Source organism: Moorena sp. SIO4A5 (assembly GCF_010672005.1).
Lineage (GTDB): Bacteria > Cyanobacteriota > Cyanobacteriia > Cyanobacteriales > Coleofasciculaceae > Moorena.
In genome coordinates, this window is the sequence record NZ_JAAHHZ010000159.1 from 1 (window position 1) to 12,609 (window position 12,609).

Sequence of the window (12,609 nt, forward strand, 5' to 3'; positions counted from 1 at the left end):
GCCATTGTTAGGAGAGAATAACCAGCCCTTGCCTTATATCGCCAGTAATGATGTGACTGTGTTTAGTATCTTGGATACTGGCACCGGTATAGTAACTAGCTATCGCTTTGATACGCGATCGCCTAATTCAGATGTGATTAAATTCGATCAGTTTCAGTTAAGGCTAAGGGATTAGGGTCGGGAGATGGGGAGAGGGGGAGATGGGGAGATGGGGAGATGGGGAGATGGGGAGATGGGGAGATTTTTGATGAAGGGTAATTATCCTAAAATTCTATTATAGAATAATATATTGGCTACTCTTGCTAGCATGCCTATTGCTAGCATGCCTGTTGCCTGTTGCCTCTTGCCTCTTGCTAGCATGCCTGTTGCCTGTTGCCTGTTGCTAGCTTGCTTCTCTATAAAAAATAGACACCCTTGGACATTACTTACAAAATGAGTAATACTAGAGAGTGGAGTCATGAGATCTAGCATTGATATGGAAAGTCATTCTGAGATGACATTAAGCATTGGGGAGGCAGCTAAACAGCTAGGAGTCTCTACCAAAACCCTAAGACGGTGGGCTGATGCGGGCAAAATCAGATATCAACGTTCACCTACTGGACAACGACGATTTTATCTTAAAGATATCAAACATATAACACCAAGAAATCCTCAGCCATTGACCCACAGATTGACAATCAACTATGCCAGAGTTTCCAGTGATGAGCGACAAAAAGACCTGAGGAGTCAAATTCAATTATTAGAAAATTTTAGCGCTGCTAATGGTTGGCAATACGAGACTATTTCTGATTTTGGGGGTGGTTTAAATTATCACAAAAAAGGATTGAATAAATTACTCAAAAAAATTATGACAGGGGATGTTGAACGGTTAGTGATTACTCACAAGGATAGATTGCTGAGATTTGGATCAGAATTAATCTTTACCATTTGTGAAGAGTTTGGCACAGAAGTCGTGATCATTAATAAATCCCCAGAGGGAGTCAGCTTTGATGACGAATTAACCCAAGACATGATGGAATTGATCACAGTCTTTTCTGCCCGTCTCTATGGCGCTAGGAGCAAAAAAAATCAAAAATTACTTGATGGAATGACTCAAGTGGTAAGGGAATTAGAGTAAGGAGTAGGTGGATAGAGGGCAGGATGGGGAGATGGGGAGATGGGGAGATGGGGGAGGTTTTTATTAAGGGTAATTATCCTGACATGATATGAAACCAACTCCCAACCGATTTGAGCCAATCATACATCAAAAGGGAAGAGGCGGTCGAGGAAGGGGTTAGAAAAAAGTCGATCAGGATCAAATTCTTTCACAAGCAGAGCGAAGTCATCCCAACGTGGGTATTGTGAGCGCAGATATTCCCGATTGGAATAAAAGTGCTTGCCCCAGTTGGGACGGCCACCATACTCTAATAATATCTTTTCGGCTTCCCGGTGATAGTTTTCAATCACCTTAAAATCTGACCCTGATAAGTTAAGGCTAATATATACCGATTCTCTTTGATACAGTGGGCTTAACCAATGCTCTTCAGAACTAGCAAATCGAACTGATATGGGTAGGTTTATCCTAAATCCCTGGTTTTCTATCATCTGGTGAATTTGCTCCAGAGCTTTGATTGCAGCTGACCTTGGTATGGCATACTCTAACTCGGAATATGTGAAATTAATATTCTCAAAGGCGAGGATATTAAAGCTCTTATCCCAACGGTTTAATCCCCGTAGATTAGTCATAAAAGCTACTCTAAAGATGAGAGGAATTAGAGCAGGAAAACTCCTGGTAATCCAGTCACCGATTCCACTGCCGGATCTAGATATAGTTCTAGATAGGTCGTCTAGGAATTGTCTCCAGAATGGCATTGGTTCAACCGGCTCATCCATTTTATTAAACCTAAAGGAATAGGAGCGTGAGGTGTGGGGAAATTCAAAGAATTGGAAATGATCGTTTTCTTTGACTAGTGTGTCTATTTCTTTTCTTATCAGGTCGGTCAACATAGGTTGTTGAATATCTCGCAAGAAGAATGTCGGGACACAACGAAGGGTTAATCTAGTAATAATACCAAGGGCACCTAAGTTGACACATACTCCATAAAATGTTGGATTATCTTGTTGGTAGCGGACAACTTCCCCGGATGCTTTCATTAGCTCCAGCTCGACCACTGCACTGGCCAGTGAGCCGTTTTTGTCTCCTGTTCCATGGGTAGCCATTGCTATTGCCCCAGAAATAGTCTGCTTGGTGATTGCTCCCAGGTTTTCCAAGGCCATGCCGTGTTGGTCGAGGTATTGATTCAAGCTGTTTAGTGTTATTCCTGGCTCAACAGTAACGGTGCCCCGTTCTCGGTCTAGCTCGATTACTCGGTTTAGTCGCTTTAATGATACAAGAACACCATCGGTGCATGCAGCTTCTGACCATGAGTGCCCCGAACCAACCACCTTAACTTTCATCCTTTCGGTTCGAGCCATGGCAAGAACTTTCTTGAGATCTTCGTTAGAAGACGGCTCGACAATACTTTTGGGGTTGCAAGAAACATTACCCCTCCAATTTGACCAAGTAACTGACATATTAATTTATTAAAAATATTGTAATGGTTATTCTATATTTTAGCATAGAATACTCATTGCTTATTTAGATCTCGTTATCTCTAATCACAGCTCGCTCCTTTGGTGTCAATCCATAAATTTCAGACACTGCATAGTTTCCAAGGTTAATATCTCTTGTGTTTGCTGCTTCTATTAGCATTCTTTGAAGATTCTCTGAAATACTTTGCCACTGAGGAAGTCTGATTCGCCGCAAGTATTGTGCTTGAAAGCGAAGATAGCCTCCCCTGAGCTGAGTTGAGTAAATAGATACAAATAGTTTAGCTATACCTGATTTGAGAACTGTTTGAAGTGCCTTTAAGTCCCACTCTTGTGAAGTAATGAAATAAAGGTTATGATGAGGGTAAAATTTTCCATCTTCATAGACGATATGTGCCTTGGATTTAATATCAGGAATTAGCAGTTTAGGGTAAGTGGTCAGGCTAGGATAAATTCTATCAATTGTTCTGTACCAATTTTTGGGATTTTTCTTGGCACAGTTCCGTTTCAAAATTCTATCGGAATGTTGGGCAAGGTAACTTGCCAGCTTGGGATAATTTTCAAGTTCAACTAAAGAACCATTGTCGTGAAATGGGTTTACAACACCAAGGCCACCCCACTTGATAATACCAGTTTTAATATCTTGTGTCTTCACTAAAGGCAATTTTCGATCGGGTTCAACCTCCAGTTTTTCAAAGGGTCTAATGTAAACTTTATCTGCTCCGGTTGCTACACCAATGCCTACCTTACAACCAACCTCTTCTAAACTAGGAAAGTCTTCTTCCAGGCGACGAACTACCATAAGTTCTTCAACAGAATCTAGAATCCATGGTTTTGAACCATTTGTTACACCCGTAAGCTCGATGATACCACTTTCCGGACAAATAGAGTCAGCACAAAAATTTTGTGCTAGTTTCTTAAGTGTGTTGTATTCAACTAATGGTCGATGAGCAACTCGAACAACTTCGGACTTTTGGCACTTGATGACTGTAATCCCAGGATAAGCACTAACTTCAGTGCGAAACGCTTGAGTATCGACCATATCAATATAGTAAGCAAGATGATAATGATCAGAAACCATTGCTCGTAGTAGCTTACCGTATTTATTCTTTAGCCATTGATTGGCACAAATAAAACCTAAAACTCCTCCAGGTTCCAGACTACATAGGGCCCGTTCAATAAAAGGGACATATAAATCTGCTCGATCATATATAGTGTTATATCTGGCTCGATACTCGGCCAAGAGAATATCCGGAATCAGCTCTTGCCGAACATAAGGCGGATTGCCAACTGCATGAGTAAATGAGCCTGGTAAATCTACAAGTAGGAAGTCCCCTTGAATCAGCCAGGCTGTTAGCAATTGATAGGCGTCATCTTTATTAATTCCATGGTACTGGAGCAACCTTAAAAGTTTAATTCTGGTATTTTCAAAGCTTTGAGGATTGATCTCAACTGCACGAATAGAATTGTGGAGACTATCAACTAGTCTGATTTGATTAGAATCATGAGCAGCATAAGCAGTTAACAGTCGCTCTACAATCGGAACAAGAAAGTCACCATCACCAATCGAGGGTTCAAGTATCCGATAGTCTGGCAAAGGGCGATCTACGGTATAACCTGTCAGGTCAAGAATGAACTCTACAACCTCACGTCGGGTAAAAATTGCTCCTCGTTCTTCACTACTCTTTGCTGCAAAGCTTCCGACAGCAGAGGAAAAATCAAATAATGGCAAGCTTAGTTGCTGTTCCATTGTGACCGAACCATGACTTCTGGTATTTTAATCTATAGCATTTCTTAGCTGAATCAGTAGTCTAGCAATATGACGTTGAAGGTTTTCCCAATCTTCAGGAAAGTCGTCACGGGTAAAGATTTCTGAGGCATGTTCATAGCATGCGATCGCATTTTCCAAATTCTCTGTAGTCTCTCCTACTATTCTGTTGCTGTAAGCATTACCCAGGTTATATAGGGTCCTTGCCCACTCTTCGGGGAAGTCTGGTTTGGTATAAACCTCCAAGGCTAGTTGGTATTGGGCAATGGCTTTTTCGAGATTATCAGCCCGGTCTCCACGGATTCTGTCACTATAGGCGATGCCCAGATTGTTGTGAGTACTTGCCCAATCAATGGGGAAATCTGGTTTGGTGCGAACTTCTAATGCTAATTGGTATGCTTCTATGGCAATTTCGAGATTATCAGCCCGGTCTCCACGGATTCTTTCACAGTAGGCATTGCCCAGGTTATAGTGAGTCATTGCCCAATCAATGGGCAAGTCTAGTTTAGTGCGAATTTCCAAGGCTAGTTGGAATGCTTTAATAGCAATTTCGAGATTATCAGCCCGGTCTCCACGGATTCTTTCACAGTAAGCTATGCCCAGGTTGTTTTGAGTACTTGCCCAATCTTCGGGGAAGTCTGATTTGGTATAAACCTCCAAGGCTATTTGGTATGCATCTATGGCTTTTTCGAGATTATTAGCCCGATTGCCACGGATTCTGTCACAGTAGGCATTGCCCAGGTTGTTTTGAATAGCTGCCCAAATTTCTGGGTTACTATGATTAGTAAAAAACGTTAGCATCGTTTGGTAACCGGCAATAGCGATTTCCCTGTTGTTGGCTGGATTACCCAGTGGAAAATCGCTGATCAGAGTGCTGAATTCCCAGATAGTATTAGCGATATCTTTGGCTATTTCTGGTTCCGCTTCTGAGAGTTTAGCACTTGCCCAGGTTTCCAGGATATTGATAAAATTATGATCGAGTTTATCTAAGTTTTCTTCCAGAAGTTGGTAGACAACTTCGCCGTCACCTTTGCTGTTGTTAGTTGCTAGCAATACCTCGTCTAAAAATTGCTGATACTCTTCCGATGAAGCCTTAGCTGAAGTAAGGGTTTCTGAAATTTCCAGACCCTTTAAAAGCTTACTCCTGATCCGCAGTAAAAAGTCAGCAGCATTTTGCTGACCCTTTGCTGTCAGATATTCGGCTGATTGTGCCATTACCTGCAATAAATCTGCATCCACTAACTCGCGGTTGCTATTAATAATTTTGATTTCTTTACCCTTGGGACAAGTTAGGAGCTGGTGGAGCAATTTGAGGTATTGTTGTCTTCTTTGTTGGTTCATTTTTAGTTATTCAGCTAATGCGCTACGCGCACGCTACGCGAACAGCCATGAGCCAATGCGCTACGCGCACGCTACGCGAACAGCTATCAGCTTACCTCCCTATTCCCTCTTAATTATAAATTCTTCATTCTTAATTCTTAATTCTTAATTCTTCATTCTTCTTCATCTGACTGCTCTGACGGAGGCAAAAGTATGGGATTCCCTTGATATTCCGCTGCTTTATCCGTAGGTAAACGACGCACTAAATCAAATTGGATTAATTTATCTAAAATCGGTAAAACTTGACTGAACTGTTGAGTTTTAAGACGCTTGAGGTCATCCATGGTTATGTTTTCATCGGATAGCACCCCTTTTTCTAAAACTAAGTCAAGCACATAGTAATCTTCAGGAGTTAATTCTGACTGACCGCGCAGTTTCTGACTGACATACTCTAAACCTTGCTGAAAGACGTCTGGTGTAATCTTTTCTGCTTGTAAATCCGCTGCTTTCAGTAATACATAATTAGCAATGCGATTAAACCAACGGGGTATCCCCTGGGAATGTGCGCACAGATTTCTAGCAGTTTCTAGAGTGAAGGGATGAACCGCATCAGGATTAGTTTCGTCTTTGTTGGTTTTGTTAATCCGGGCGCTAGCGAGATAGTTAATTAACATTTGATACGTGGTGGATTGGTCTAATGCTGTAATCTCTAATGCTAAATCAAATAACCCTCGTTCAGAGATCAACAAATCCCGAGTCAACCCGGAAGGATGCCCAGTCAAAATAAACCAAGCATCACCTTTGAGCATGCCTTGAGCATCGTGCAATAGTTGACGCACCTTAGCTGGGTCTTGTTTATCTAAGTCATCAATAGCAATCACCACACGACTATAGGTTTCTAGGGCTCTTTCCAATAAGTCTTGAAAGGTGAGAGTGGGAAACTTTGGGGCATTAACCGGTTTAGCTTCCGCTTCAATACTTCCCCCAAACCCGGCGAATTTGGCATCAAACTTGGTCTTGGTTTTGCGAGTCGATTCACTCATCAATCCCATGTTGTTTAACAGTTGTTGCGCCCACTCATCCTCTGGCATATGTCGGGCTAGGGCAATCAAAGCAGCGGTTGCTAAATCAGTTTCAAAGGGTAGACTAATATAGGTAGCGAGAGTATCTTTACTTTTTCGTTGTAAGACGCTCAATACTTCTAAAATAAATGCTGTTTTACCAATACCAACGGAACCGTAGACTAATATCCGCTTCCGTTCGCGACCCCGCAACAAATTAAATATCTGCTTTAACTCCTGGGTGCGACCTGTAAAAACTTTATCTAGGTTTGACCTCAAGCTAGAAGCACTTTCAGAAAAAGGAATTTCTTCAAGATTCCAGCTAGTCAAAATTTCGTTGTTTTCATCCCAAAGTTTATCGGCTTCACTCATGGCTATGGCTTGGTTTTTATTTTGTTAATTACTTGGAGCAGTTGTTGAATATTATCAATTCCTTGCTTATCCTTAATTGTATGACAAATTTCATAAGCTTGGGTTAGTTCTTGTCTAGCATCGTCGATAAATCCAATGGAAATCATCAGCATGCCTAATCCCGTTTTGCAGATAGCGATTCCTGGTTGATTATTGAGATGATTGTAGATGCGGAGAGCGTCCCGGTAATTCATCCGGGCTTTGTCTAGGTTCATGATTAAATGATGGGTGCGGGCAATGTGGTATACTGAATCGGCAAGGGCTTCTAGGTTTTCGGTGTGACTATAGATCGGGAGGCTTTGCTCTAAGCGGGATAATCCATCATACCAGCTTCCTTGCTGAACCAGCAGTTTACCAATATTACGTTGAACGTCTGCCCAATATTCGGGAAACGCTTCACGGATGTAGAACTCTGAAGCATTTTGATAGGATGCGATCGCTTTTTCCAGATTCTCTGCACTATTTCCTAGTATTCTCTTACTGTAGGTATCGCCCAGGTTATTTTGAGCAATTGCCCAAATTTCAGGCAAGTCTTGTTTGGTATAAACAGACAAAGCTAGTTGGTATGCTTCTATGGCGAGTTCAAGATTATCAGCTTTATCTCCATTGATTCTGTCACTGTAGGCTATGCCCAGGTTATAGTGAGTGTTTGCCCACTTTTCAGGGAAGTCTAGTTTAGTATAAACGGATAAAGCTAGTTGGTATGCTTCTATGGCGAGTTCAAGATTATCAGCTTTATCTCCATTGATTCTGTCACTGTAGGCTATGCCCAGGTTATTTTGAGTGTTTGCCCACTTTTCAGGGAAGTCTAGTTTAGTATAAACGGATAAAGCTAGTTGGTATGCTTCTATGGCGAGTTCTAAATTATCAGCTTTGTCTCCATTGATTCTGTCACTGTAGGCATTGCCCAGGTTATAGTGAGTGTTTGCCCACTTTTCAGGGAAGTCTAGTTTAGTATAAACGGATAAAGCTAGTTGGTATGCTTCTATGGCGAGTTCTAAATTATCAGCTTTATCTCCACGGATTCTGTCACGGTAGGCACTGCCCAGGTTATTTTGAATCCTTGCCCAATCATAGGGGAAGGCTTCTCTGGTATAAACCGACAAAGCTTGTTGGTATGCAGCAATAGCACGTTCGAAATTATCAGCTTTATCTCCACCGATTCTGTTACTGTAGGCATTTCCCAGGTTATTTTGAGTTGTTGCCCAATCAATGGGGAAGGCTTCTCTGGTATAAACCGACAAAGCTTGTTGGTATGCAGCAATAGCAACTTCGAGATTATCAGCTTTATCTCCACGGATTCTGTCACGGTAGGCACTGCCCAGGTTATTTTGAATCCTTGCCCAATCATAGGGGAAGGCTTCTCTGGTATAAACCGACAAAGCTTGTTGGTATGCAGCAATAGCACGTTCGAAATTATCAGCTTTATCTCCACGGATTCTGTAAATGTAGGCAATGCCGAGGTTATTTTGAGTGCTTGCCCAAATTTTCGGGTTACTCTCATTGGTAAAAACTGTTAGTATCGTTTCGTAACCAGCAATAGCAATTTCCATTTGAGTGGCTCTATTACCGAGTGGAAAATCGCTGAACAGGATGCTGAAGTTACCAATAACTATAGCAATGCCTTCTGCTGTTTCTGGTTCCAATTCTGATAATTTAGCACTTGCCCAGGTTTTTAAGATATCGATAAAGTTATCATCGAGTTTGTCTAGATTGGCTTCCAGGAGTGGGTAGACAACTTTGGGATCGCCATTGCTGTCGGCAGTTGCTTGCAAGACTTTCTCTAAGAATTCCAGATAGTCTTGGGATGAAGCATTAACTAAGGTAGAGGATTCTGAAATTATCTCTAAAAGCTGACTCCTGAGACTACCTAAAAAGTCAGCAGCGTTTTGGTCGCCATCGGCTGCTAGTTTTTCTGCTTCTTGTTCCATTACCTGCAATAACTCTGCATCCAGTAACTCGCGGTTACTCTCAAGAATTTGATCGTCTTCACCGCTGGGACAAGTTAGCAGTTGCTGGATCAGGTTGAGGTATGCTTGTCTTCTTTGTTCGTCCATTTTTACTTACCCCTACTCCCTATTCGCTACTCCAGAAAATCCACAATTTATGTAAAGTTACCAATTCTAGCAATTCTATATCCCATAATGTACAAATTGATCACCCTAAATCCCCCTTAATAAGGGAGACTTTGAGGTTGAAAAGCGTACCTCATAACTGCGATAAACTCTATAATAACTTCTATAAGTATAGCGTTTTATAGTAACCGTGAGTTACATCTAAATTTTATTTATTCTTCCCTACTCCCTACTCCCTACTCCCTGCTCCCTTATTTAACAATAAAAAAAATTCGGTCAAGCTCAGATAAAATTTGATACTTGACCGAATTATAGTGTGTAAACATCAACAAGGACAGCTAAGCTGCACGTAAACCAAATAACTCCTGACTGATTAATTGTACATTATTCCCGAGTTAGTCAGCAACTGCTGGAAAGCAAAAACATACTAACTCATGCTTCATGCTGATTTATACCCCTCCCCAAAAAAAACTTTCATTCTTCATTCTTCATTCTTCATTCTTAATTCTACATTCTTCATTCTTCATTCCTGGTCGCCAGGGCGTGGCCCTGGCAAATTACTATCCTAGTCTAGGTAAAAATTTCGAATCAAAGTCACCATAACCTCACCAGGATTTCCGGTAGGTTCGGGAGTGCTCCATTCCTCTGGATAAGCGTATTTAAGAGAATAGATGGCAATAATTGTTTTCCGAACTTGTTCAGGAGAACCGACCAAGATGTGCTTGACTTTTTTAGGTTTGCGACCTTGGTTTTCAGGGTTTTGATTTTCATCAGGGTTTGAAGGAAAGTTTGTACTCATGAATCGTTATTGGTTTAAAACGTTTACTTTTATTAAGTTATTAATTTATTAACTATCTGTCAAGGGGTTTAGGAATTTTTTTTTATTACCAATTGACGAATATTAATCGTAGGGTGGGCAGTGGACGAGACCAATAAAATCCGATGGTAATCCTTTAAAGCACTGCCCACCCTACAGGTATATCTGGGGTGGGCAGTGCTCTATCGGATTTTCAACTATTACTATTCCTTGAAAAACCACTGCCCACCCTACAGGTATATCTGGCTCTGCCCACTTTACTTAGCAGAACAAATGTTAAGGATTTCCACCATCCCACTGATGAGTTGGATCAGGATAGAACGTTACCCCAGAACCGCTGCCATTAGTGGAGCGAATAGCAACTAACCAACCTCCAGGAACTTTTGTTCGCCATACACCCAATCCTCCGATGGGTTGGTTCTTGCAGTTTAGTTTTTCCCAAACAAGCTCTGCCATGATGATTTCCCAGATAAAATAACGCCTAATGTGAATTAGACAAAAGAGAAAGGAGGCTCGAAGATTGAAATGTCACTTAGCACCCGGGAACCTCCTATGAACAGTATAGACTTTCCGACGTTGATGACGACCATTTTTGTTCTGGTGGATGACTGGTATCAACAAACTTTGGGGGAACTTCAGTCAATAGAGCAAGTCTCAATTGGGGTCAGCTACTTTCTTTCGTCCTTGGGTTTTAGGGAATAGGGAATAGCAAGCAGGGAGATGGGGAGATAGGGATATTTTTATTAACAATAATGATAGCGTTTATCATAGTTATTATACTCACTGTTCCCTGCTCCCGTCTTGATGCAGTCGCTCATGGGGGAAACCCCCAAGACCGCGCTGCATCGCTGTTCCCTGCTCCCTGTTTCCGATTCCCGATTCCCGATTCCCGATTCCCGATTCCCTACTATTCATGTGATATGCGAAGCAGTAATCATAAAAATCCTCTTGTAATCGGCAGTTTAGTCGTTATTTTTATCAATCTAGTAATCGCTCTTATTTGTTGGAGGATTGCTCAACAATCTACGGGTTATGATGGTCTGTTTTATTTTTTTATATTGTCTATGATTGGTATCGCTCAGTTAGTCTATGTTATCCCAGCATTAATTGTGCTAAGATTGCTGGGAAGATGGGAATTGATTAAAGGAGTGATTCTTGGTGGTTTGATTACAGGTTTGTTGAATCTTGGCGCTTGGTTTTTAATGCAATCTTTAGCTTAAAGGTATAGGTAGCAAGAGTTATTGAGAAATAGCTCTTAATTTAGCTAACTTCGTGAACTGTTGCGTCAAGGCTATCTTGAGACTCTTCTAATTTATCGTCGAGGTTCTCACTACCAGTAAACACTTTAGTAGTCACTGGAACGTTAGGCTCAACTTGGAGCCACACCGAATCACTAATAGACTCAGCTTGATTGGGTCGATAAACCAGTCGGCAGGCTCCTGCGATTTCTACCTCATGACAGCAATGAGTCCGCTCACCCCGTTTAACAGTAAACACTGGCAAAGATGTCTGGTTCTTGTGATTGCTTTTTAAGGCTTGCTCATTAACGTGGATATAGGTAGCTTCGAGATGTTTGTCCTGATTCCATGTACCTTTTGGTCCCCTACGACCTTCGGTTACCACTGGCACACCATCATATAATGGAATCTGCCAAAACCGACCAACTTTTTTGGCTCCTTTGATGCGATCTTTACTTAATAGCATCCGCAGTCGCTGAGACGATATACCCAGCAGAGATGCAGCTTGTGTTGTACCGACAACCATAACTAAAATACTATTGCGGAATAGTATTGTAATCCCATCTAACTGGGAAAGTCAAGCTCAAGTAGGGAGTAGGGGAGTAGGGAGTAGGGAGTAGGGGAGTAGGGAGTAGGGAGTAGGGAATCGGGAATCGGGAGTCGGGAGTAGGGAGTAGGGAGTAGGGAGTAGGGAACTAAAATTTTCGGAATTGATTTAGGTACCTTACATAACGTCTTTCTGAAGTTCTTGTTTAACCAGTTGAGCTAAGGTTTGGGCAGCTCCTGGTTTTCCCCGAACACTCTTTAGATGCGATCGCATTTCGGACAACTTCTCTGGATGCTCCAGATAGTCTAGGGCAAGTTGAGCAACCTCAAGCGGCTCAAGCTTCCCTACCAATTCTGGCACAATTTCTCTTTTTGCCCAAATATTCGGCCATGCAAACAGACGCTTTTGCCCTAGCACCAACCAGTTAATCACTTTCGCTAGGCTAGAGCCTACTCCTGGTAACTTGACCAATAGACCGGGTAAGCCATCCCAAGCCCGCATCGCATCTAACTGTTGCGTCGGCAACAGCACAATCATGGGTACCGCCAAAGACCCCAACTCAGCGGTATTAGCTCCCACTGTGGTTAAGCAAAGACAACATTGTGATAACAATTCATAGGCCGGAAAGGACTGCCAGAGTTCTACACACAAGCCACTGGGGGTTTTGAGGAATAGTCGAAGGTTAGCTGGTTGAAGGTTAGCTGGTTGAAGGTTAGCTGGTTGAAGGTTAGCTGGTTGAAGGTTAGCTGGTTGAAGGTTAGCTGGTTGAAGGTTAGCTGGTTGAAGGTTAGCTGGTTGAAGGTT

Annotated in this window: 10 protein-coding genes and 1 pseudogene; 2 read left to right on the top strand and 9 right to left on the bottom strand. The window is 42.0% G+C overall.

Annotated features, from left to right (window positions below):
• Nucleotides 1-493: 493 nt before the first annotated feature.
• Nucleotides 494-1,117, top strand: coding sequence for an IS607 family transposase (locus tag F6K57_RS29895; protein ID WP_293071861.1), 624 nt, complete (start codon nucleotides 494-496; stop codon nucleotides 1,115-1,117).
• Nucleotides 1,118-1,236: 119 nt separating this feature from the next.
• On the opposite strand, the gene F6K57_RS29900 is transcribed toward F6K57_RS29895, so the two are convergent.
• The 7 genes from F6K57_RS29900 to F6K57_RS29930 form a co-directional block, all read right to left on the bottom strand.
• A complete protein-coding gene (locus F6K57_RS29900; protein ID WP_293071853.1) occupies nucleotides 1,237-2,553 on the bottom strand; it encodes a D-arabinono-1,4-lactone oxidase in 1,317 nt (438 codons plus the stop codon).
• A gap of 64 nt (nucleotides 2,554-2,617) precedes the next feature.
• Nucleotides 2,618-4,318 carry a TaqI-like C-terminal specificity domain-containing protein gene (locus tag F6K57_RS29905; RefSeq protein WP_293071854.1) on the bottom strand — a complete coding sequence of 567 codons (1,701 nt, stop codon included), beginning with the start codon at nucleotides 4,316-4,318 and terminating at the stop codon, nucleotides 2,618-2,620.
• A 27-nt stretch (nucleotides 4,319-4,345) separates the two neighbouring features.
• Complete coding sequence (locus F6K57_RS29910; RefSeq protein ID WP_293071855.1) at nucleotides 4,346-5,677, bottom strand: tetratricopeptide repeat protein; 1,332 nt, start codon at nucleotides 5,675-5,677, stop codon at nucleotides 4,346-4,348.
• Nucleotides 5,678-5,829: 152 nt separating this feature from the next.
• Nucleotides 5,830-7,089 (bottom strand): ATP-binding protein, encoded by a 1,260-nt coding sequence (locus F6K57_RS29915; RefSeq protein ID WP_293071856.1) that lies wholly within the window; start codon nucleotides 7,087-7,089, stop codon nucleotides 5,830-5,832.
• 2 nt (nucleotides 7,090-7,091) lie between these two features.
• A complete protein-coding gene (locus tag F6K57_RS29920; protein WP_293071857.1) occupies nucleotides 7,092-9,185 on the bottom strand; it encodes a tetratricopeptide repeat protein in 2,094 nt (697 codons plus the stop codon).
• A gap of 583 nt (nucleotides 9,186-9,768) precedes the next feature.
• Entirely contained in the window at nucleotides 9,769-10,002 is a 234-nt protein-coding gene (locus F6K57_RS29925) for a hypothetical protein (protein WP_293023141.1), read from the bottom strand.
• Nucleotides 10,003-10,296: 294 nt separating this feature from the next.
• Nucleotides 10,297-10,476, bottom strand: a complete 180-nt coding sequence (locus F6K57_RS29930; RefSeq protein WP_293071858.1) for a hypothetical protein — start codon at nucleotides 10,474-10,476, stop codon at nucleotides 10,297-10,299.
• Nucleotides 10,477-10,772: 296 nt separating this feature from the next.
• On the opposite strand from F6K57_RS29930, the gene F6K57_RS29935 reads away from it, so the two are divergent.
• Nucleotides 10,773-11,240 (top strand): hypothetical protein, encoded by a 468-nt coding sequence (locus F6K57_RS29935; RefSeq protein WP_293071859.1) that lies wholly within the window; start codon nucleotides 10,773-10,775, stop codon nucleotides 11,238-11,240.
• 40 nt (nucleotides 11,241-11,280) lie between these two features.
• Here F6K57_RS29935 and F6K57_RS29940 read toward each other — a convergent pair whose 3' ends face one another.
• Both F6K57_RS29940 and F6K57_RS29945 read right to left on the bottom strand, forming a co-directional pair.
• Complete coding sequence (locus F6K57_RS29940; RefSeq protein ID WP_293071860.1) at nucleotides 11,281-11,784, bottom strand: DNA-binding protein; 504 nt, start codon at nucleotides 11,782-11,784, stop codon at nucleotides 11,281-11,283.
• Nucleotides 11,785-11,982: 198 nt separating this feature from the next.
• Nucleotides 11,983-12,609: pseudogene (locus F6K57_RS29945) on the bottom strand (hypothetical protein); the annotation flags it as partial.

Bases quoted from the DNA above. Each gene is read 5' to 3' on its own strand.
- F6K57_RS29895 (WP_293071861.1), top strand. From the start codon at position 494: ATGACATTAAGCATTGGGGAGGCAGCTAAACAGCTAGGAGTCTCTACC.
- F6K57_RS29900 (WP_293071853.1), bottom strand. From the start codon at position 2,553: ATGTCAGTTACTTGGTCAAATTGGAGGGGTAATGTTTCTTGCAACCCC.
- F6K57_RS29905 (WP_293071854.1), bottom strand. From the start codon at position 4,318: ATGGAACAGCAACTAAGCTTGCCATTATTTGATTTTTCCTCTGCTGTC.
- F6K57_RS29910 (WP_293071855.1), bottom strand. From the start codon at position 5,677: ATGAACCAACAAAGAAGACAACAATACCTCAAATTGCTCCACCAGCTC.
- F6K57_RS29915 (WP_293071856.1), bottom strand. From the start codon at position 7,089: ATGAGTGAAGCCGATAAACTTTGGGATGAAAACAACGAAATTTTGACT.
- F6K57_RS29920 (WP_293071857.1), bottom strand. From the start codon at position 9,185: ATGGACGAACAAAGAAGACAAGCATACCTCAACCTGATCCAGCAACTG.
- F6K57_RS29925 (WP_293023141.1), bottom strand. From the start codon at position 10,002: ATGAGTACAAACTTTCCTTCAAACCCTGATGAAAATCAAAACCCTGAA.
- F6K57_RS29930 (WP_293071858.1), bottom strand. From the start codon at position 10,476: ATGGCAGAGCTTGTTTGGGAAAAACTAAACTGCAAGAACCAACCCATC.
- F6K57_RS29935 (WP_293071859.1), top strand. From the start codon at position 10,773: ATGATAGCGTTTATCATAGTTATTATACTCACTGTTCCCTGCTCCCGT.
- F6K57_RS29940 (WP_293071860.1), bottom strand. From the start codon at position 11,784: ATGGTTGTCGGTACAACACAAGCTGCATCTCTGCTGGGTATATCGTCT.